We start from the raw sequence: 19,642 nt of genomic DNA on the forward strand, positions 1-19,642 counted from the left end.
CCTTCGACGATCGACGCATGAGCGACGGGATTCTCGACGAGGCGTACGAACGGCTGCACCGCACCGGCCCCGAATACGCGGGGTGGCTCTCCAACCACGGCCCGATGGCCGTCGAGGCGCTGGCCCGGCACGGACACGAGCGACAGGTGCACCGCTGGCTGGACGACTACCTCACCCGGCTGGACGAGCTACCCCGCGGGCTGCACCCGATCGACGACTGGCGGGCGGCGCTGGGTGACGCGAAGCGGGCCGGCGACTGGCTGGCCCACTTCGACCGGCAGCTGCGCGAACAGCCGTGGCGGGACGTGCTCGGCACCTGGTGGCCCCGACTGCTGCCCGGCATCGCGGCGGGCGCCACCCACGGGGTGATCCGGGTCGGACACGCGGTACGCGCCCTGCACCTGCACGGGGCGAACCCGCCCCGGCTCACCGAACTGGGCCAGGCCCTCGGCTACTGGGCGGCCCGTTGGCAGCCGGTGCCCGGCGCCGACCGGCTGCTCGCACCGGCCTCGTCGGGCCACCCCGGCACCGTCGGGCCGGACGTGGTCGCCGCGCTGGCCGGGGTGCCCCGGATCGACGACCAGAGCGGTGGCATCCGGGAGCGGCTGGGCCGGCTTGTGGGCGTACCCCGATGGGAACCGGCGCTCGCGGCGCTGCGCCCCGCGCGGACGCCGGGTGAGGCGGAACGCGGGCTCGGTACGCTCGTGCACCGCGCCGGCCTCGACTACCTGCGCTTCGGGCACGCCGAGCCGGTCATGCTGGTGCACGCGGTGACGGCGCCGACCGCCGTGCTGCGTACCCTGCCGGCACTGGACCGGGCGCTCTGGGCACCGAGCCTCGCCGCGGCCTGGGCCGCGACGGCGGCCGTGACCTCGGTGTACGCCCCGAGCGACGCGGTCGCGCCGCCGTCGGTGGCCACCGCGACCCCGGCGGAGGTGTTCGCCCGGGCGGCCCGGCACGGCGACGCGCACGTGGTCAAGTTGGCCGACGCGGTCCTCGACGCCCACGCGACCACCGGCGACCAGCGGTTGCTCGACGCCGCCGGCTACGCCGTGCAGTTGATCTGAGCCGCGCCGGACGAATTACGGCGGCGGGTACGGCCACGCTGGCCTAGCCTCGGCAGGATGTGGCCTCGGATCGGTGACCTGCGCACGCTCGCCCTCGGCACGCCGGGTGAGCTGCGGACGACCCTGAACACGCTGGTGCTGGCCGGGGTGAAGACGGCGACCGCCGGCCGGCTGGCCGAGTACGCCGAAGAGAACGAGGAACTGGAGCAGGTCGGCGAACGGCTGGCGCTCGTCGACGACGACGACGCGTTGGCCGGCATCGTCGAGATCACCGGCGTCGAGGTGGTCCGCTTAGGCGACGTGCCCTGGGATTTCGCCCGGGCCGAGGGTGAGGGTGACCGCTCGATCGAGGAGTGGCGGGCGGGGCACGCCGCCTACTGGGCGCGGCTCGGCACACCCGTCGACGAGGACACCCCGATCGTCTGCCTACGCCTGCGACTGGTCTCCGGCGGCGAGGGCGGCGTCGCCACCGGGGACCTGGGCACCTAGCCGCGCAGCGCCGGCAGGAGTCGGGTCGCCACGTCGACCAGCACGGCCTCGTCGCCGGCGTACCAACTGCTCGCACGCGGCCAGTGCGTCACCACGTCGGTGAAGCCCAGCTCCGTGGCCCGACCGACCTGGTCGGCGAAGAACTGCGCGCTGCTCAGCGAGAACACCGGCGCGGAATCCAGCAGGAGGTAACGGTCCAGGGTCGCCGGGTCGCGGCCGGCCTCGGCCAGCGTCCGGTCCATCCGCACGGACAGCGTCGACACGCTGTCCCACCAGCTCGCCAGGTCGTTGTCGTCGCCGGTGCCGGTGGTCACCCAGCCCTGCCCGAAGCGGGCCACCAGCCGCATCGAGCGCGGCCCGTTGGCGGCCACCACGAACGGCACCCGGGGCTGCTGGACACAGCCGGGGTTGTTGCGGGCATCCACCGTGGCGAACCAGTCACCCCGCCAGGTGGTGCCGTCCTGGCGAAGGATCAGGTCCAGCAGTTCGGTGAACTCGGCGAACCGGTCGACCCGCTGGCGCGGCGGCAGCGTCTCGCCACCCAGCACCGCCGAGTCGAAGCCGATCCCGCCCGCACCGAGACCGAGCAGCAGTCGACCGTCCGACACGTCGTCCACCGTGGTGATCTGGCGGACGAACGCGGCGGGGTGGCGGAAGTTCGGCGACGCCACGAGCGTGCCCAGCCGAATCCGGGACGTCACGGTGGCGGCGGCGGTCAGGGTGCTCATGGAGTCGAACCACGGGCCGTCGACCAGGTCCCGCCAGCCCAGGTGGTCGTATGTCCACGCGTGATCGAAGCCCCACTCGTCGGCCTGCCGCCAGCGGTGCTGCGACTCCGACCAGCGCTGGTCCGGCAGGATCACGATGCCAATCCGCATGATCGCCAGCCTACCGGGAGCGTGGAGTGACTCAGGTCACAAAGGGCCGCGGTAGGGGCGTCCCGATCGGCTCCGACCTCCTTGCGAGCAGGCACCCGCGGGGCGCCGCCCGAGGAGAGGAAGTAGCGGGATGACGAAGGTGACCGCGCAACTGTCGGTGTCCCTGGACGGGTTCTACGCCGGCCCACAGTTCGACGGCGACGGCGACTGGATCGACTCGGCCGAGGCCGCCGGCTTCTTCCGGGTCACCCGCTGGGCCACCGAGGCGGCAGCCTGGCGCGAGCGGCAGGGCTTCGCCGGCGGCGAGCGCGATGCCAACTCCGACGTGATGGCCGAGACGTTCGAGGCGGCCGGCGCGTACGTCATGGGCCGGCGGATGGCCGACGGCGGCGAGGTGCCGTGGGGCGACGAGCCGCCGTTCCGCGCACCGGTCTTCGTCGTCACGCACCGGCCCCGCGAGACCCTGCGGCGCGGTGGTGGCACCAGCTTCACCTACGTCACCGACGGCGTGGCCAGCGCGGTCGAACAGGCGCGCGCCGTGGCCGGCGGCAAGAACGTGGCCGTGGCCGGCGGCGGCAGCCTCGTGCGACAGGTACTCAAGGCCGGTCTGCTCGACGAGTTGGAGCTGCACGTCGTACCGGTCGTGCTCGGCACCGGCCTGCGGCTCCTCGACGCCGACCTCGACCTCGACGACAAGGAGGCGATCGAGCTGACGCCCACCCGGGTCATCCACACGCCGCAGGTCACCCACATCCGGTACGTGGTGGACGGTCGCGCCGCGCTCGTACTCGACGACCGGGGTCGGGGCGGCGGCCCGACGGCGACCATCAACTGACGTCCGCCGATCTCAAGAGGAGTTTTCATGCCACAGCTACTGCGGGTGCAGTGCTTCAACGTCTCGCGCGACGGGTTCGGGACCGGGGAGGGACAGAGCCTGGAGCGGCCCTTCGGCCACGCCGACCCCACCCCGCTGTTCTCCTGGCGGGCCGCCACCGCCAGCTTCGTCTACCGCACCGAGCCCGGCGGCAGCCGGGGCCTGGACGACTACCTGACCCGCGACGCCGAACACAACATCGGCGCGGAGATCATGGGGCGCAACAAGTTCGGCCCCCAGCGTGGGCCCTGGGAGAACCACGAGTGGCAGGGGTGGTGGGGTGACAACCCACCGTTCCACACGCCGGTCTTCGTGCTCACCCACCACGTACGGCCGTCCTTCACCCTGGCCGACACCACGTTCCACTTCCTCGACGCCACCCCCGCCGAGGCGCTGGCCCGGGCGAAGGAGGCGGCCGACGGACGGGACGTACGCCTCGGCGGCGGGGTGGCGACCATCCGCGCGTTCCTCGACGCCGACCTGGTCGACACGATGCACATCGCCGTCGCCCCCGTCGACCTGCACCGGGGCGAGCGGCTGTGGGACAGCCACACCGACCTGCTCGACCGCTTCCACCTGGATGAGGTGCCCAGTTCCAGCGGAGTCACCCACCTGCTGTTCTGGAGGCGGTGACGGTGGTCGGCTACGATCTGCGCTTCATTCGGTGAAACGGGCCTTTGCAGGGCTGATTGACCGGTCAGCAGTCGGTTATGGGGCAGCCTGAACGGTGGCTCACTGATAAAAACTCCTCATGTCTGTCACCTTCGCGCGCCGATTGGTCCACGGCGCGCTGACGTTTGCCGTCGCGGTTTCCGCGACCGTGCTCGGTGGCACCGCTGCCCACGCCGCGGCACCACGACTGGCACTGACCGCCCTCGCCTTCGAGCAGTCCGTTGTCGACGTGACGGAGCAGTACGCCTCCAACAAGCTCACCTGGACCGTGACCAACACGGACCCGGACGCGACCTACATCCACGGCACCGTGACGATGCGCATGCGCAGCTCGGTGACCGGCGCACTGGTCGGCCACGAGTGGACCGCGGGTTACGGGTTCGAGGAGACCTGTTGCACCGACGCCACCTACGAGTCCGGCACCCCGCAGGAGTCCACCTACTCGTACCACCTGCCGGTGCGCAGGTACTCCGATGCGACCACCGCAACCTGGGAGGTCATCAAGGTCACCATCAGTGCTGGTGACCGCACCACGAACATCTCCGCCGCTGCGTTGCAGTCGTTCGGCTACCGGTTCACCGCGCGAACGCTCATCGACACGTCCGGCCCCTCGGTCGAGTCGATCGGCCTGGGCGGGCAGTTGCGTAAGCCCTACTTCTACGTCGGGAACGGCCCGGCCACCGTCACGTACGACTTCATGGTGCAGGACAACGAGTCCGGTTTCTGGAAGGGCACCATCCGGCTGGCCGGGCCTGGCGGAGCGGGAGTCACCATGCCGTTCACCTGGGAACGCGACCCGTACGGCAGCGGTGTCCGGTGCGGCAGGGTCTACGGCGGCGATCGGGACGGCACCTACATGTCGTGTTCGATCGAGGTCACCCTGCCGGCGAGCGCGGATGCCGGCAACTGGCGGGTAGCCGCGCTGGTTCTGCACAACAACGCGGGCGGCACCACCACCTACAAGAATCCGGCTGCGCCGTCGATCACCACGACGTTCAACTCGACGGTCCAGGCGAGTGGTTTCGCGATCAGCCCGAACCCGGTCAACAACTGGCGCAGTGAGGTGATGGCGGAACTCACCATGTCGGTCACCGGTGCGACCAAGGGCATTTCCGCGGTCAACGTCGATCTCGGTTTCGGTGGCTGCACCCAGTGGGGTGCCCCGACCGTCAAGTCGGACGGTCGGATCGCCGTTCCGGTGATGGTCTACCGGCAGACCGAAAAATGCGATGTCCAGGGTATTTCGGTCGTCGACGGCGCCGGCAAGGTCGCGCTGTACGGCACGGCGTTCGGAGCACCCGACCCGGGGCTCAAGATCACGCGGGTTCCGAGCCCCAACCCGCCGGTGGTCCTGGGCGCCACCCTGGATCCGTCGTCGCTGCCCGCGAGTGAGGTGGGCCAGGGCTCCCCGAAGCTGACCATCACGACCCAGGTGCAGGTAGCACCCATCGACGGGCTGGACGTATACCTGTACGACACCGACGGCAACGTGCTGTCGAGTTCAGGAGGCGGCGCGAGCCAGGCCGAAGACGGCACCGTGACGAGCTGGCTGTACCTGCCCTGGCAGGGCCTGGCACCGGGTGAGTACACGGTGGGCTTCAGGGTGAGCGATGCCGCCCAGAAGAGCAGCGCATGGAACATGCCGGACCGCTCGGACAGCCAAACCCTGCCGGGTGGCCCGGTGGTTCTCACCATCACTGAGGGCTGAGCACGAACGAGGCCCCAGCCAGGGAACATCCCTTGGCTGGGGCCTTCGTCCGGGTCGACGACCCGGACGGACCGCTCACGAACCGAACCGGTCCAGAAACACGAACGTCGCCACGACCCCGGCGACCGCGATCAGGAGAACGAACAGGGCCGCTGCCGGCGAGTTGCGCCGGCGCAGCTCCCACGCCGCGATCAACTGCAACAGCAGTGCGAGCATCTCGAACCCGACGAGCCAGAGGAAGGCGATGAGGGTCACCGTCCCCTCGGGCAGGTCGCGGGCGTCAACCATCATTGCAGCGCCCAGTGCGGCGGCCGCCCAACAGAGCGCGGCCAGGCCAGCGAGTACGTACACCGTCCGGTAGGAACCGGGGGCGGAACGGTTGGGCAGGACGGCGGGCTGGTGGGGTTGCTGCGGCGGGGGCATGCTCGGACGCTAATCACGTGCCTCGGTGCGGGGAATCGGCCGACAGGGCCGGGGCACCCGTCGATGCGTCCGACTCCGGATCGACATGGAATTCTGGTAGGCGAGGCCGAATACTGCCGCCCGCCCAGCCCGCACAGCCAGCGGCAAGTGACCAAGGGGTAGCCATGCGCCGCGGATGGGCCGCGCTTCCTGGGGCAGTCGTGACGGAGATTGCCGAGCGTGTCGGCGGAATCATCGACGTACGTCCGGCTGCGACCGGCAACCACGCGGAGATCGCGTCCGGCGTCGTCGGCGTGTCCGAAACGGTCTTCGTCAAGGCCGCCTCGACCGAGCTGAACGTCTGAACGCTGCGCTACGAGCGGACAGCAACCAGGGCTGTCGACTGGCTCCCAGCAAGCGTCCTTTGGTCCGCTGATCCTCGCAAATCCGATTGCCAGGTGATCGATGATGGCCGTGATGACGACGAGACGAGGCGAACGGGATCAGGCCAGCCTTCAACGGCGGCTGGAGGTATTGCAGTTGCCGGTTGTGCCACTGGAACGCCACGGATTTCTGACGCCCGCAGACCGCGCGGACATGGAACGTGAGCCCGAGGCCGTCGGTGTCGGGCCCGACGGCACGGCGTTCGCCGTCTGGTCACACCGGACCGCCTCTCGGCGCAAGCAGGTGACCGCGCATCTCGGTGGCAACGGAGTCCGGATTGTCAGCGCCATCGATGTGGATACAGACCTCCGGGTGTCGTTCGTGCAACCGCTGCCGGCGGGGCGGGTCCTGCTGGCGGCAGGTCGCACCGAGGGTGGCGCGATCAACGGTGAGGTATGGACGCGCGACGGCGATCTGGAGCACCGAGGCCACCTCGGTGATGCCATCGAGGAACTTCAGACAACGCCGTCCGGCATGGTATGGGCCGGATATTTCGATGAGGGAGCGTTGGGCGGAAGCGGGCCGGAGGGACACGGCCTTGCCAGGTTCAACCAAGACCTGACGGTCGACTGGCTCTACCCGCACGACGCGGGGCTTCCGTACATTTCTGACTGCTACACACTCAACCTGCAGGGCGAAACTGCCCACTTCTGCCCTTACACGGACTTCCATATCCAGTCGGTGTCGGGTGACAGGGTTATGGATTGGGGGGCGTCCCCCTATCAGTCCGCGCACAGCATGCTGGTCAACGGCGCGGACCGAGCTTTTCTAGGGGGCTGGGGCCCCGAGTACGACATGGTGACACTGCTGCGCACTGGCCGAGACGGCGTGCGCCGCATCGGCGGGCAGTGCCGCCTCGTGCTCCCCGACGGCGTCGAAGCACAGTCTCTCCGCTACACCTGCCGGGGCGGCGATCTGCACGCCTTCATCCGAGGCACTTGGTACCGCACTTGCGTTGACCAGCTACAGGCTGTTGCGCTGAGCTCATAGCGGAAGTGACCCTGAATGGCTGGAGTGCGGGACCTACTGCCGCAACGGCATGGTGGGGCACTCGGTTGGCCGCCTTCTGAGTATCTCCGATCCCCTTCGTCTAAGGGCTTCGTGTGGAACTGTCGTCGACTTGATCGCTATGTCATCGTGGTGACACGTAGCGTGGACCTCGATGGGGGAGGGTTTTGTGATGGTGCGACTGGTGGTGGCGGTAGATCCAGCGGTGGGTGTGGAGCCGGCGACGTTGGCGAAGGCGTGGGACTCCGATGAGGAATCCGCCGCCCTGGGAGCGGCGTCGGTACAGCGGACGGCTCCGGAAACATTCTTGCCAGGATTGGCGGAGTTAGTGTTAGTGCCGTTGACGGTCAATCTGGCCAGCAGCCTGCTGTATGACCTGGTCCGGCGGCTTGTGGTTCAGCAGCGGCCGGCTGTGGACGTGACGGAGTTGGAGCTGACCGAGACCCGTTCGGGTGATGATCGTGTGGTGGTGGTCCGGGTTCGCCGGAGCACTTCGTGAGCGTCAGCGACGAACCCCGGCCGGTACTGGTGATCAAAATTTCCGAGCGGTCACGTGGCGCTGACGGTTCGTTCATCGCGCGGGTGTCCTTTGCCGACGGCGCGGAATACGAGGTCACGATCACCGACCCGGCTGGCGATGGTGACGAGAGCCGGCTGGCGTGGTACTTCGAGGAGCACCTGAGATTTCCGTTCCTGGATAAGGATCTGGCGCAGGAGGCTGTGGAGCAGCTGCGCGCCTATGGTGAGCGGTTGTTCCGGCAGGTGTTCACCGGGGATGCATTGGTGGATTACCGGGTGGTGGCACGGCGCGGATTCGACGGCTACCGGGTGCAGGTGCGGGGTTCGGCTGCATTCCACCGCCTGCATTGGGAAGCTGCGTACGACCCGGGGCTGCCGGTGCCGCTCGCGATTCGGTTGCCGATCGTCCGCTGCGTGTATATGACCCCGTCGGGGTTCGACCTGCCGCCGCAGCGGCCGACGTTGAACATTCTTGTGGTGACGGCCCGCCCCGGCGGCCGTGCCGATGTCGGATACCGCACGATTTCCCGGCCGTTGTTGAAAGGGTTGCGTCGGGCGGACCGGCCGGTGGTGGTGGACCTAGTGCGCCCGGGGACGTGGCAGGCACTGGAGCAGCATCTGCGCGCGGCGACGACGCTTCACGGCAGCGGCTACTACCAGGTGATTCATTTCGATGTGCATGGTGCGGTGGCCGGGTTCGACGAGCTGGAGCTGGGTCGGGCCGCCGACCGGTATCTGTTCGGGCAGCGGCGGCCGACGCTCTTTGCGGGTGAGCGGGCGTTCCTGTTCCTCGAGACCGCGGTCGAGGGTAAGGCCGAACCGGTGGCTGCTGAGGACATCGCGAATCTGTTGGCGGAGCATCGGGTTCCGGTGGCCGTTCTCAACGCGTGTCAGTCGGCGAAGGAACCGACCAGCGAGGCCAGCCTTGCCCAACGCCTGGTGGAGGCCGGTGTTCCGGTGACGGTGGGCATGGCGTACTCGGTGACGGTGTCAGCCGCCAAGCAAGCGATGCCACTGGTGTACTCGGGCCTGGCCGCAGGCGACGACCCGGTCGCGGCGATGCAGACTGCGCGACGGTCGCTGTTCGACGACAAGACCCGGCAGGCGTATTTCGATCAGGACCTGGAATTGGAGGACTGGGTCCTGCCGGTGGTATTCAGCCAGCAGGACGTGCGGCTGTCGTTGTCGGAGATGTCGGCGGAGCAGCAGGCCCGGTTTCTGCAACGTGAGGCGCTGGTCGGCGACGAACCGGACACGGAGTACGGGTTCGTCGGCCGGGACTTGGACATCCACGCAATCGAGCGGCGGCTGCTGATCCGAGACGAACGAAACATGCTGCTGGTCAAAGGCATGGCTGGCGCCGGGAAGTCGACACTGCTGGAGCATCTGGGTTGGTGGTGGCAACGCACCGGCCTTGTGGAGATGGTGTTCCGGTTCAGCTACGAACACCGAGCCTGGACCCTCAACCAGATCATCCGCGAGATCGCCGCCACTCTGCTGGACCCGGTAGAGCAGGCGAAGCTAGAACTGCTGCCCGAGAAGGCACAGGCCGAGCACATTGCCCGGTTGCTGCGGTCACGCAGGTACCTGCTGGTCTTGGACAACACCGAGTCAATCACCGCCACCCCGGCGGCAATCCCCCACGCTCTCAACGACACAGAGCGTGAACGACTCGGCGGGTTTCTGGCCCGCCTGCGCGCCGGAAAAACCCTTGTGCTGTTCGGGTCACGCGAACACGAGCAATGGATCGGACCACGTACTTTCGCCGACAACACCTACTCCCTGGGTGGCCTGGATGACCAGGCAGCATCGGTGCTCATCGACGCGATCCTCACTCGTCACGGCGGAACCCATCACCTGCACGACAAGCAGCAGCGCGATGCACTGGATCGGCTGACGACCCTGCTCGGGGGGTATCCGTTGCCGCTGACGGTGGTCCTGCCTACCCTCGCCACCCAAACCCCGGCGCAGGTCCTCGCCGACCTACAAGAGGGCAACAGCGCCACGGATCTCGAGCGCATCAACCAGGTCATCGAGTACAGCCACGGCAAACTCAACCCCACCATCCAACATTCCCTGCTGCTGCTGGCACCATTCACCGCCAGCATCCCCACGCCGTTCCTCGACGCCTATCAGCAGTTGCTTGCCGACTACGAGGCGGTCGAAGCCCTCGGCCCGATCGACCTCACCGCAGCGGTCGCTGAAACCGTCCGGGTCGGACTAGCCACATCCCACCCCCACCTGACCAACTGGGTGCAGATCCTGCCGGTGCTGCCCTACTTCCTACGTACCCGCATTAACGACCACCCCGAACTGCACAAAGCCGCCCAGGATGCGCATTACCGGCTCCAGACCGGCATCGGGAATCTGATTTACCGGATGCTCACCTCACAGGAGCCGCGACAGCGCGAGACCGGACACGCGACAGCGCGCACCGAGTACGCCAATCTCATCGTCGCCCTCAATCACGGGCTTCACACCGACCAAGCCGTCCTTCCCATCGTTCAGGCGGTAGAGGAGTACCTCGACCAGACCAAACAACAGGACACCCGCCGGCACGTGCTCAACAGCGCGATCGCCGCTCCCCGCGACCCCGACCGCGAGGACCTACGCCGCGAATCCGCGGCCCTGCATCACTTGGCTGGCATCGTCGCGCAGGATCAGCGGCGCTTCGACGAAGCTGCAGCCCACTACAACCAGGCCCTGACCATCTTCCTGGAATTCGCTGATAGGTCCAGCGCTGCCCTCACCTACGGCCAGCTCGGCAGGGTCGCGCAGGATCGGCGGCGCTTCGACGAAGCCGTAACCCACTACAACCAGGCCCTGACCATCTTCCTGGAGTTCAACGACCGGCACCACACCGCCGGCACCTACCACAACCTGGGCAGGGTCGCCCAAGATCGGCGGCGCTTCGACGAAGCAGAAGCTCGCTACAAGCAGGCCCTGACGATCAAGCTGGCGTCCGGTGATCGGCCCAGCGCTGCCCTCACCTACCACCAGCTCGGCGTTGTCGCGCAGAATCAGCGGCGCTTCGCGGAAGCCGAAGCCCACTACAACCAGGCGCTGACCATCAAGCTGGAGTTCAACGACCGGCACAGCGCAGCCAGCACCTACCACCAGCTTGGCGTTGTCGCGCAAGATCAGCGCCGCTTCGACAAAGCCGAAGCCCACTACAAGCAGGCCCTGACCATCTACCTGGAATTCAACGACCGGCACAGCACCGCCGGCATTTACCACAATCTCGGCGTCATCGCGCGGGATCAGCGGCGCTTCGACGAAGCCGAAGCCCACTACAACCAGGCCCTGACCAGCTACCTGGAATTCAACGACCGGCACAACGCGGCTGGCGTCTACCACAATCTCGGCGTGGTCGCGCAAGACCAGCGGCGCTTCGACGAAGCCGAAGCCCACTACAAGCAGGCCCTGACCAGCTACCTGGAATTCAACGACCAGCACAGTGCGGCCAGCACCTACCACCAGCTTGGCGTGGTAGCGCAAGGTCAGCGGCGCTTCGACGAAGCCGAAGTCCACTACAAGCAGGCCCTGACCATCTACCTGGAGCTCGACGACCGGCACAACACTGCCAGCACCTATCACCGGCTCGGCCTGGTCGCGCAAGACCAGCGGCGCTTCGACGAAGCCGAAGCCCACTACAAGCAGGCCCTGACCATCTACCTAGGGCTCAACGACCGGCACAACACTGCCAGCACCTATCACCGGCTCGGCCTGGTCGCTCAGGATCAGCGGCGCTTCGACAATGCAGCCCGCGCGTTGTTCAGAGCGGCTGCCAACTGGCGATCGCTGTACGGCCAGTGGCCCAGAGAGACGGTGACCGAGCTGAAGCAGCTGCGGCAACAGATGAGTTCAACCGACTTCCATCGGATCCTGCAAGACAACCTGGGTACCGACCTCGTCGATGCGCTTAACGCGGCTGTCGACGATGCCACCGAATGAGACCGCCGCTGCCATCCTCCCCCACGCCGCGATCCGCCCCCTGTGGGAGCGGGCCGCCTTCCGGGCCGCCACCTCAAGCGGACCTTCACGGCCCCACGGGCGCTGCCGGGTCGGGCGGTGGTCTGCTTGGCGTGCGGTCGATAGCAGGCGGGAGACACACCGGGAACCCTTGCGTCACGGACCGGCGCGAACTCGCCGACCTCATGGCCCGGACGGGGCACGCCTCCACTCGGGCCGCCGATCTATCGGCACACGGCCCAGGAACGTGACCAGCACATTGCTGACGGCCTCAGTGAGCAGATCAAAAAGGGCCGCGATCGGGCACGCAACGGGCACGCCAAGCCTAAGAGGTGACCGAAACGAATGAGGCCCAGGTCGGGAGCATGTCCCGACCTGGGCCTTGATCGTGGAGCGGGTGACGGGAATCGAACCCGCACTGTCAGCTTGGGAAGCTGATGTTCTGCCATTGAACTACACCCGCGGGCGGCACCACTGTACCCGAGTCGTCGCGGCCGTGCACCCAGCCACCCCCGCGCGCCGGCCGGCCACGTCCAGAGCCGAAGAAGTTTCCAGACGGCAACATATGGCCGTTCTCAAATGCGTCGATGGGTTGTAACGTCTGCCACACGTTCTCAGCCACGGCGTGACACACCCCCTGTCGCGCCGCCAGAAAGAGGTGGGCCCATGGGACTCCGTCCCAACCTGCTGACCCGGCGTGTCGCCGGTGTCGCGTCGACGACCCTCGCGCTGCTGCTCAGCACCGCCGCGGTGGGTGTCGTCCCGGCCGCTTCGGCCTTCTCCGCGGCGCCCGGCGGCACCTGCGCGGAGCCGGCCGACAGCCACGCCAACGCCCGGGCGAAGCCCGGCGCGGGGGCCAAGCACGAGCCGAACGAACTGACCGCCAAGCAGGTCCGCGAGCGGGACGCCGACCTCGCGGCGGCGTTGCGCGAGCGGGCCAACTACCGGGCCGGCGCCGGTGCCACGACGCTGGCAGCCACCGTCACCATCCCGGTGGTGGTGCACGTGATCCAGGAGAACAGCACCCGAGCCGGCGGCAACATCCCCGACTCGATGATCACCTCGCAGATCAGCGTGCTGAACCAGTCCTACGCCGGGTCGACCGGCGGCGCGGCCACCGCGTTCGCCTTCCGGCTCGACAAGATCAACCGGGTGACGAACCCCTCCTGGTACCCGATCGTCGAGGGCTCGTCCGCCGAGCGGTCGATGAAGTCGTCGCTGCGGGTGGGCGGCAAGAACACGCTCAACATCTACCTCGGCGAGTTGAGTGACGACCTGCTGGGCTGGGCGACCTTCCCGCAGCGAAACCTGAGCAGCATGGACGGCGTGGTCGTGCTGAGCGAGTCGCTGCCGGGTGGCACGGCCACCAACTACAACCAGGGCGACACCGGCACCCACGAGGTGGGCCACTGGCTGAACCTGTACCACACCTTCCAGGGCGGTTGCGGCGGCTCCGGCGACCAGGTAAGCGACACCCCGGCCGAGGCGTCCCCGGCGTACCAGTGCCCGACCGGGCGGAACACCTGCTCGGCGACCGGCCTGGACCCGATCACCAACTTCATGGACTACACCTACGACTCGTGCATGTACCAGTTCACCGCAGGTCAGGCGAGCCGCATGCTGACCGCGTGGAACGCGTACCGCGCGGCGTAGCTCTCCTCGCGTACACCAGGTGCCGGCTCTGTCACGACGGAGCCGGCACCGGCGTTTTTCTCCCCAGGGCCGTGGTCAGGCGGCCGTGCACTGGACGTCGCGGCTGCGACGGGTCGGGCGAGTCTGCGGTACGGCCGGAGGCGCGGTCGCCGCGGGTGGGGTGTGCGGATCGAGCCAGACCTGGACGGCCGGTCGCCCGACCGCGATGCCCAAGCCGTGCTGGTCGCGGCGGGTCAGCATCGCCACGTCGACGGTGAACTCGAACAACCGCCAGTCGACCCGCGGCTCCGCCCGGGCGCTCTGCGCCAGCCGGGCCACCCGGACCGGATCGGTGACCGGCCAGGCGTGGCCCGCCACGTACGCCTCGTCGTCGCTCTCCTCCGGGGGGAACGAGTGCAGCGCGTAACGGCCGTCGCGTTCGAGGTCGCGGCGCTTCGGCGAGTCGATGATGAAGCAGAACAGACCCTCGTCGGTGATGACCGGGGAGACCGGATGGACCCGGGGCCCACCGTCGGCACGGACCGTGGCCAGGTAGCCGAAGCCCGGCCCGTACTGCTGCAGGAGAACGCGGATGCCGTCGGCGAGGCGGGGCTCGTCGGCGGCGAAATCGGACCAGGAAGCCATGCGGGCATTCTATCGAACAAATGTACGAGGAGCGACCTCGACACGCTGGTCACCGCCCACCTCGCTATGGTGGTCCGATGCTGCTCTCCGACCGTGACCTGGTCTCCGAGATCAAGGCCGGCACGCTGGGCCTGGAGCCGTTCGAGCCCACCCTGGTCCAACCCTCCAGCATCGACGTACGACTCGACCGGCTGTTCCGGGTCTTCAACAACCACCTCTACACCCACATCGACCCGGCCATGCAGCAGGACGATCTGACCTCGGTGGTCGAGGTGCCCGACGGTGAGCCGTTCGTGCTGCACCCGGGGGAGTTCGTGCTCGCCTCGACGCTGGAGGTGATCTCGCTCGGCGACCAGCTCGCCGGCCGGCTGGAGGGCAAGAGCTCGCTGGGCCGCCTCGGCCTGCTCACCCACTCCACCGCCGGGTTCATCGACCCGGGCTTCTCCGGGCACGTCACGCTGGAACTGTCCAACGTGGCGAACCTGCCGATCACCCTCTGGCCGGGCATGAAGATCGGCCAGCTCTGCATCTTCCGGCTCTCGTCGCCGGCCGAGCACCCGTACGGCTCGGTGGTCTACGGGTCGCGTTACCAGGGTCAGCGGGGGCCGACGCCGAGTCGCTCCTGGCAGAACTGGCGCGCCTGGCCGACGCGCTAGGGACGACGAGGGCCCGCCGCGAGCGGATCGCGACGGGCCCTGACCGTGTCCCGCGTCGGTCAGCCGGGACGGCCGTAGCTGTGAATGGGCCCGTCGTCGACCTTCTTCATCTTGACGGGCACCCCGGCCTGGGAGGCGTGCACCACCCAGCCGTTGCCGACGTACATCCCGACGTGGTGGATGTCGCTGTAGTAGAAGACCAGGTCACCGGGGCGCAGGTCGCTCTTGCTGACGTTCTTGGTGACCCGGCTCTGGGCGGCGGCGTTGTGCGGCAGCGACACACCGGCCTTCGCCCACGCGGCCAGCATCAGCCCGGAGCAGTCGTACGAGTTCGGTCCCTCGGCGCCCCACACGTACGGCTTGCCGATCTGGGCGCAGGCGAACTTGACCGCGATACCGGCACCGCCACCCGGGTAGCTGGCCGGGCAGGGCGCCGGACGCAGCGGACCGCCGCCGCCGTTGCCGTACACCTTGAGGCGCAGCTTCTGCAGCCGGTCGATCTCCTCGTTGATCTGCTTCTTCTTCGCCGCCAACTGGGCCTCGGTGCGGGTCAGCTGGGCCACCATCTCGTCCAGCGGCGCCTTCTGCCGGGCCAGCTCATTGCGCAGGTCGGCGACCTGACGGACGTCCTCCTGCTGGTTGTGGGCGAACCGGTCGAGCATCTCGAGCTGACCGACGACCTCGCTGGGCGACCGGCTGCCGAGCATCGTGTTCACGGTCGACAGGTTCTCGCCCATGTAGGCGCGCACGGCCAGCGCGCTGACCTTGTCCATGGCGGCGTCGACCTGGCGCTCCAGCGGCGCGATACGGGCGGCGAGGGCGTCGGCCTGCTTGCGCTTGAGGGCCAGGTCGGTACGGGTGGCGTTGTGCCGCTCGATGATCGGTTCGAGCTTGTTCCAGTCGTCGTCGATCTGCTTTTCGATCTCGGCGACGGACGGGTCGGCGTGGGCCGCCGTGGCGCTGCCGGTCAGGACGACGGCGACGCCGACCAGGGCGGCGAGGGCGGTGGTGAAGCGGGACCAGCGTGGACGCGGCACGGTCGACGTCGGTTCGGCCGGAGCCGACCGTCCGGACGACGGCCGCGGGGCATGGGAGGCCACCGGGTTCCGTACTCCTTCTTCCTGACCGCCTACCGGGTTAGCTGACGGGTTCGGGCGGGAAGTGGGCGCCCTACCGCAGGAACTGCGGATTCACCCCGGGGAACGTGGGTCCCCGGCTCGCTCGCGAGCGACTCGGCGGTGTCGGTCCGTTACCGCCCGGGGTGGGCAGACCTGCTACCGGGCCGACGAATGACCAGAGTAGAGACGGCCGTTACCGATCCGCAACCCGTGCGGCCGTGACACTCCGTACCGAATCGCGCGTTCCATCGCGGTGATGTGAAGGTTTCTTTCCGCTGATTTTGATACATGGAAAGGTATTGACGCGGACTCCCCCGCAGCGCGAAGGTGACCGCAACCGACACCAGTTCATATGTAGGGGGTTCGATGAAACGTCCGACCCTGCTCGCCGTCGCGCTGCTCACCGCCACAGCGACCGTACCGCTACCCGCCGGACCGGCCGCCGCGGCACCCGCCGCCGACCGCCAGCAGCAGTACGCCGCCGCCGCGACCGAGTACGGCGTGCCGCTCGACGTGCTGCTCGGCGTCTCCTACCTGGAATCCCGGTGGGACAGCAACGCCGGCACCCCGAGCACCAGCGGCGGCTACGGCCCGATGCACCTGACCGACGCCCGTCACGTGGCCGCCCTACCCCGGCGCGGCCACCACGACGCTCCGGGAGAGGACCCGCGCGGCGACGACTCCCGTCGCGCTCTGACGCCCGCGCCCGCCACCGACGACGCGCCGCCCACCGCCGCGCTACAGACGCTGGACGCCGCCGCCGCGTTGACCGGCGCCACCGTCGAGGCGCTGCGCACCGACCCGACGACGAACATCCGGGGTGGGGCGGCGCTGCTGTCCGCGTACCAACGGGAGGTCGGCGCCCCGGTCGGCGTCGGCACCGACCCGGCCACCTGGTACGGCGCGGTGGCCCGCTACGCCGGCGCGGACAGCGCCGATGCCGCGGCGGCCTTCGCCGACGAGGTCTTCACCACGATCGGCGCCGGCGAGACGCGGGTTACCGACGACGGCCAGCGGGTCACGCTGCCGGCCCGGACGGTCCGCCCCGAACGGTCCTGGCTGGACCGGCTCGGGCTGCGGCGACTCGCCCGTCCGGACGGGCTGGAATGCCCCCGCACGGTGTCCTGTGAGTGGATCCCCGCCCCCTACGCGGCGTTCGGCGACGGCGACTACGGCAACCACGACCTCTCCGACCGACCCGGCCGGCAGAAGATCGAGTACATCGTCATCCACGACACCGAGGCGAGTTGGGCGACCACCCTGCAACTCGTTCAGGATCCGACCTACGTGAGTTGGCACTACTCGCTGCGGTCGGTGGACGGACAGATCGCCCAGCACGTCAGGACCAAGGACGTCGCCTGGCACGCCGGCAACTGGTACGTCAACGCCAAGTCGATCGGGCTGGAACACGAGGGCTTCGCCGCGCAGGGCACCTGGTACACGGAGGCGATGTACCGGACCTCGGCGAAGCTCGTCCGGCATCTCGCCCTGCGGCTGGGCATCCCACTGGACCGCCAGCACATCATCGGCCACGACAACGTGCCCGGCACCACGGCGGCGACGGTGCGCGGGATGCACTGGGACCCGGGGCCCTACTGGGACTGGACGCACTACTTCGACCTGCTGCACGCGCCCCGACTCGACACCGGCACCCCGGCCACCGGGCTGGTCCGGATCGACCCCGACTACGCGACCAACCGGCCGGCGTTCACCGGGTGCGTCACCCCGGGAACACCGTGCGCGCCCCGCGGCTCGTCGGCGGTGGTGTTGCGTACCGCGCCGTCGGCGGACGCGCCGCTGGTCAACGACATCGCGCTGCGCCCCGACGGCACCCCGAACACGATGGACGTGTCGGACCACGGCGCCCGCGCCTCCGCCGGCCAGACGTACGCGCTGGCCGGTCGGCAGGGTGACTGGACGGCCATCTGGTACCTCGGGCAGCGGGCCTGGTTCCACAACCCGGCGTCCGCCCCGACCGCGACCTGGACCGTCGGGATGGTGGTCACCCCGAAGCCCGGCCGGACCACGATCCCGGTGTACGGGCGGGCGTACCCGGAGCAGGCCGCCTACCCGGCCGGCGTGCCCTACCAGGCGATCTCACCGTTGCAGTACACCCTCGCCGCCGGTCAGCGGTACGCGGTCGGCGCGGTGCTGCCCGGCGAGTACTACCGGGCCAGCACCTTCGACGGCTCCTCGCCCGGCGACTGGACGGTGATCCGGGGCCAGAACCGGTACGCGCAGATCCAGTTCGGCCACCGCGTCATGTACGTCGACCTCGCCGACGTACAGCTCCTGCCGTCCCCGGTGGGCGCACCGCGCTGAGGGAACCGGTCGGCGCACCGCGCTGAGGGAACCGGTCGGCGCACCACGCTGAGGACACACGACGGCCCCCGGTCGAGGTGACCGGGGGCCGTCGTCGTGCCTGGTGGAGGTCAGCCGGGTCGGCGGAACCCGGCGACCGGCATGGTGTTGATGCTGGACACCTGCACCGGTTTGCCGGCGCGTGGCGCGTGCACCATCTGGTTGTTGCCCAGATACAGCCCGACGTGACTCAGGCCGGAGTAGAAGAAGACCAGGTCACCGGCGCGGGCGTCGGCGCGCGAGACCGCCTTGCCCTCGTTCCACTGGTCACCCGTGTGGTGGGTGAGGTAGATCCCGGCCGACTTGTAGGCGTACTGGGTCAGACCCGAGCAGTCGAACGAGTTCGGGCCGGTGGCACCCCAGACGTACGGGTCGCCGACCTGCTGGCAGGCGGTCTTGATCGCCTTCTGCGCCGCCACGGAGACCACACCGTTGATGGTCGGGCAACCGGCGGTCTTGACCGTCGTCTTCGGCATCGACGCCTCGAGCTTCTTGATCTCGGCGTCGATCTGCTTCTTCTTGGCCGCCAGATCGCTCTGCTGCTTGGTCTGGGTGGCGATCAGCGCGTCCAGCTTCTGCTTCTCGCCGTCGTACTTCGCCCGGACGGCGAGTACGCCCTCGACCTGCTTGCGCTCCTGGGCGGCGAGCCGGTCGAGGAGGGTGAGCTGCTCGGTGAGGGTGTCCGGCTTGGCGCTGACCAGCAGCGCGCCGATCTCCTGCGAGGGGCCCGACATGTAGTAGCGGGAAGCGAGGTCACCGACCCGGTTGAGCGCCAACTCGCTCTGCAGGGCCAGCGGCTCGATCTTCTTCTGCAGCGCGGCGGACTTGCTCTTGTTGACCTTCAGCTGCGCCCGCACCTTGTTGTACTGCTCGATCGTGGGCTCCAACTCCTCCCACTTCTTGTCGATCTGCGCCTCGATCTCGTCCACCGTCGGCTCGGCGTGCGCCGGCACGGCGATCATCCCGGCACCGACCGCGGCGGCGGCGACCAGCACGAGCAGGCGACGGGCGACCCTGCGCAGACCGCGCGGTCGAACGGGCGACCCTGGTGCGTGACGATGAGGGGGCATGGTTGCCACCGGCACCGACTCCTTTGCAACCGACCGCCGGGCGCCTCGCGTGAGGGAAGGGCCGAGGCAGACGACCCACAGCGGTCGGTGCACCACATTAGGGAAGCGTCGGACCGGAATCAAGGCG

Annotated in this window: 17 protein-coding genes, 1 tRNA gene and 1 riboswitch; of the genes, 12 read left to right on the plus strand and 6 right to left on the minus strand. The window is 68.7% G+C overall.

The annotated features are described in order from the left end of the window. The first annotated feature begins 17 nt into the window (after nt 1–17). Together AC3EN4_RS12590 and AC3EN4_RS12595 are read left to right on the plus strand one after the other, a co-directional pair. Nucleotides 18–1,067, plus strand: coding sequence for a questin oxidase family protein (locus tag AC3EN4_RS12590; protein ID WP_435206093.1), 1,050 nt, complete (start codon nt 18–20; stop codon nt 1,065–1,067). Between the two features lie 57 nt (nt 1,068–1,124). After that, nucleotides 1,125–1,556: an ASCH domain-containing protein gene (locus AC3EN4_RS12595; RefSeq protein ID WP_435206094.1), complete on the plus strand. Its 432-nt coding sequence runs from the start codon at nt 1,125–1,127 to the stop codon at nt 1,554–1,556. Here the strand turns inward: AC3EN4_RS12595 and AC3EN4_RS12600 are convergent. Further along, nucleotides 1,553–2,434, minus strand: coding sequence for an LLM class flavin-dependent oxidoreductase (locus AC3EN4_RS12600; RefSeq protein WP_435206095.1), 882 nt, complete (start codon nt 2,432–2,434; stop codon nt 1,553–1,555). The two genes, AC3EN4_RS12595 and AC3EN4_RS12600, sit on opposite strands and share 4 nt — an antisense overlap. 130 nt (nt 2,435–2,564) lie before the next feature. Between AC3EN4_RS12600 and AC3EN4_RS12605 the strand changes: the two genes are divergently transcribed. From AC3EN4_RS12605 to AC3EN4_RS12615, 3 genes are all read left to right on the plus strand, one after another. Continuing rightward, complete coding sequence (locus AC3EN4_RS12605) at nt 2,565–3,269, plus strand: dihydrofolate reductase family protein (protein ID WP_435206097.1); 705 nt, start codon at nt 2,565–2,567, stop codon at nt 3,267–3,269. A 27-nt stretch (nt 3,270–3,296) separates the two neighbouring features. After that, the gene (locus AC3EN4_RS12610) at nt 3,297–3,941 is read left to right on the plus strand and encodes a dihydrofolate reductase family protein (RefSeq protein ID WP_422737633.1); all 645 of its coding nucleotides are present in this window, start codon (nt 3,297–3,299) and stop codon (nt 3,939–3,941) included. 118 nt (nt 3,942–4,059) lie between these two features. Further along, on the plus strand, nt 4,060–5,688 hold the full coding sequence (locus AC3EN4_RS12615; protein WP_435206098.1) for a hypothetical protein: 1,629 nt from the start codon (nt 4,060–4,062) through the stop codon (nt 5,686–5,688). A gap of 75 nt (nt 5,689–5,763) precedes the next feature. Here the strand turns inward: AC3EN4_RS12615 and AC3EN4_RS12620 are convergent, their stop codons facing one another. After that, entirely contained in the window at nt 5,764–6,111 is a 348-nt protein-coding gene (locus AC3EN4_RS12620) for a hypothetical protein (RefSeq protein WP_435206099.1), read from the minus strand. 164 nt (nt 6,112–6,275) lie between these two features. Here AC3EN4_RS12620 and AC3EN4_RS12625 point away from each other — a divergent pair, with 164 nt between their 5' ends. From AC3EN4_RS12625 to AC3EN4_RS12640, 4 genes are all read left to right on the plus strand, one after another. Next, complete coding sequence (locus AC3EN4_RS12625; RefSeq protein ID WP_435206100.1) at nt 6,276–6,455, plus strand: hypothetical protein; 180 nt, start codon at nt 6,276–6,278, stop codon at nt 6,453–6,455. 112 nt (nt 6,456–6,567) lie between these two features. Next, entirely contained in the window at nt 6,568–7,524 is a 957-nt protein-coding gene (locus AC3EN4_RS12630; RefSeq protein ID WP_435206101.1) for a hypothetical protein, read from the plus strand. A gap of 190 nt (nt 7,525–7,714) precedes the next feature. Then, nucleotides 7,715–8,041: a hypothetical protein gene (locus tag AC3EN4_RS12635; RefSeq protein WP_435206102.1), complete on the plus strand. Its 327-nt coding sequence runs from the start codon at nt 7,715–7,717 to the stop codon at nt 8,039–8,041. Then, nucleotides 8,038–12,015: a tetratricopeptide repeat protein gene (locus AC3EN4_RS12640; protein ID WP_435206104.1), complete on the plus strand. Its 3,978-nt coding sequence runs from the start codon at nt 8,038–8,040 to the stop codon at nt 12,013–12,015. Before AC3EN4_RS12635 ends, AC3EN4_RS12640 begins: the two co-directional genes overlap by 4 nt. A gap of 407 nt (nt 12,016–12,422) precedes the next feature. On the opposite strand, the gene AC3EN4_RS12645 is transcribed toward AC3EN4_RS12640, so the two are convergent. Next, a tRNA-Gly gene (locus AC3EN4_RS12645) sits at nt 12,423–12,496 on the minus strand. Nucleotides 12,497–12,699: 203 nt separating this feature from the next. On the opposite strand from AC3EN4_RS12645, the gene AC3EN4_RS12650 reads away from it, so the two are divergent. Then, nucleotides 12,700–13,686, plus strand: a complete 987-nt coding sequence (locus AC3EN4_RS12650; RefSeq protein WP_435206105.1) for a zinc metalloprotease — start codon at nt 12,700–12,702, stop codon at nt 13,684–13,686. Between the two features lie 75 nt (nt 13,687–13,761). Here AC3EN4_RS12650 and AC3EN4_RS12655 read toward each other — a convergent pair whose 3' ends face one another. Continuing rightward, nucleotides 13,762–14,310, minus strand: a complete 549-nt coding sequence (locus tag AC3EN4_RS12655; protein WP_435206106.1) for a pyridoxamine 5'-phosphate oxidase family protein — start codon at nt 14,308–14,310, stop codon at nt 13,762–13,764. A gap of 77 nt (nt 14,311–14,387) precedes the next feature. On the opposite strand from AC3EN4_RS12655, the gene dcd reads away from it, so the two are divergent. Beyond that, complete coding sequence (gene dcd / locus AC3EN4_RS12660) at nt 14,388–14,966, plus strand: dCTP deaminase (RefSeq protein WP_266247661.1); 579 nt, start codon at nt 14,388–14,390, stop codon at nt 14,964–14,966. A gap of 59 nt (nt 14,967–15,025) precedes the next feature. Here the strand turns inward: dcd and AC3EN4_RS12665 are convergent, their stop codons facing one another. Further along, a complete protein-coding gene (locus AC3EN4_RS12665; RefSeq protein ID WP_435206107.1) occupies nt 15,026–16,003 on the minus strand; it encodes a C40 family peptidase in 978 nt (325 codons plus the stop codon). A 75-nt stretch (nt 16,004–16,078) separates the two neighbouring features. Then, nucleotides 16,079–16,214: riboswitch (cyclic di-AMP (ydaO/yuaA leader) on the minus strand. A gap of 236 nt (nt 16,215–16,450) precedes the next feature. Between AC3EN4_RS12665 and AC3EN4_RS12670 the strand changes: the two genes are divergently transcribed. After that, the gene (locus AC3EN4_RS12670; protein WP_435206108.1) at nt 16,451–18,406 is read left to right on the plus strand and encodes an N-acetylmuramoyl-L-alanine amidase; all 1,956 of its coding nucleotides are present in this window, start codon (nt 16,451–16,453) and stop codon (nt 18,404–18,406) included. Nucleotides 18,407–18,516: 110 nt separating this feature from the next. Here the strand turns inward: AC3EN4_RS12670 and AC3EN4_RS12675 are convergent, their stop codons facing one another. Continuing rightward, nucleotides 18,517–19,530, minus strand: coding sequence for a C40 family peptidase (locus AC3EN4_RS12675; protein ID WP_435206109.1), 1,014 nt, complete (start codon nt 19,528–19,530; stop codon nt 18,517–18,519). Nucleotides 19,531–19,642: the final 112 nt, after the last annotated feature.

The sequence above is a fragment of the Micromonospora sp. bgisy143 genome, from assembly GCF_057708145.1.

What these genes read in the sequence shown, in the direction of transcription:
- AC3EN4_RS12630 (WP_435206101.1), top strand. Translation starts at nt 6,568, where the DNA reads ATGACGACGAGACGAGGCGAACGGGATCAGGCCAGCCTTCAACGGCGG.
- AC3EN4_RS12655 (WP_435206106.1), bottom strand. Translation starts at nt 14,310, where the DNA reads ATGGCTTCCTGGTCCGATTTCGCCGCCGACGAGCCCCGCCTCGCCGAC.
- AC3EN4_RS12625 (WP_435206100.1), top strand. Translation starts at nt 6,276, where the DNA reads ATGCGCCGCGGATGGGCCGCGCTTCCTGGGGCAGTCGTGACGGAGATT.
- AC3EN4_RS12670 (WP_435206108.1), top strand. Translation starts at nt 16,451, where the DNA reads ATGAAACGTCCGACCCTGCTCGCCGTCGCGCTGCTCACCGCCACAGCG.
- AC3EN4_RS12600 (WP_435206095.1), bottom strand. Translation starts at nt 2,434, where the DNA reads ATGCGGATTGGCATCGTGATCCTGCCGGACCAGCGCTGGTCGGAGTCG.
- AC3EN4_RS12620 (WP_435206099.1), bottom strand. Translation starts at nt 6,111, where the DNA reads ATGCCCCCGCCGCAGCAACCCCACCAGCCCGCCGTCCTGCCCAACCGT.
- AC3EN4_RS12610 (WP_422737633.1), top strand. Translation starts at nt 3,297, where the DNA reads ATGCCACAGCTACTGCGGGTGCAGTGCTTCAACGTCTCGCGCGACGGG.
- AC3EN4_RS12590 (WP_435206093.1), top strand. Translation starts at nt 18, where the DNA reads ATGAGCGACGGGATTCTCGACGAGGCGTACGAACGGCTGCACCGCACC.
- dcd (WP_266247661.1), top strand. Translation starts at nt 14,388, where the DNA reads ATGCTGCTCTCCGACCGTGACCTGGTCTCCGAGATCAAGGCCGGCACG.
- AC3EN4_RS12650 (WP_435206105.1), top strand. Translation starts at nt 12,700, where the DNA reads ATGGGACTCCGTCCCAACCTGCTGACCCGGCGTGTCGCCGGTGTCGCG.
- AC3EN4_RS12605 (WP_435206097.1), top strand. Translation starts at nt 2,565, where the DNA reads ATGACGAAGGTGACCGCGCAACTGTCGGTGTCCCTGGACGGGTTCTAC.
- AC3EN4_RS12635 (WP_435206102.1), top strand. Translation starts at nt 7,715, where the DNA reads ATGGTGCGACTGGTGGTGGCGGTAGATCCAGCGGTGGGTGTGGAGCCG.
- AC3EN4_RS12615 (WP_435206098.1), top strand. Translation starts at nt 4,060, where the DNA reads ATGTCTGTCACCTTCGCGCGCCGATTGGTCCACGGCGCGCTGACGTTT.
- AC3EN4_RS12595 (WP_435206094.1), top strand. Translation starts at nt 1,125, where the DNA reads ATGTGGCCTCGGATCGGTGACCTGCGCACGCTCGCCCTCGGCACGCCG.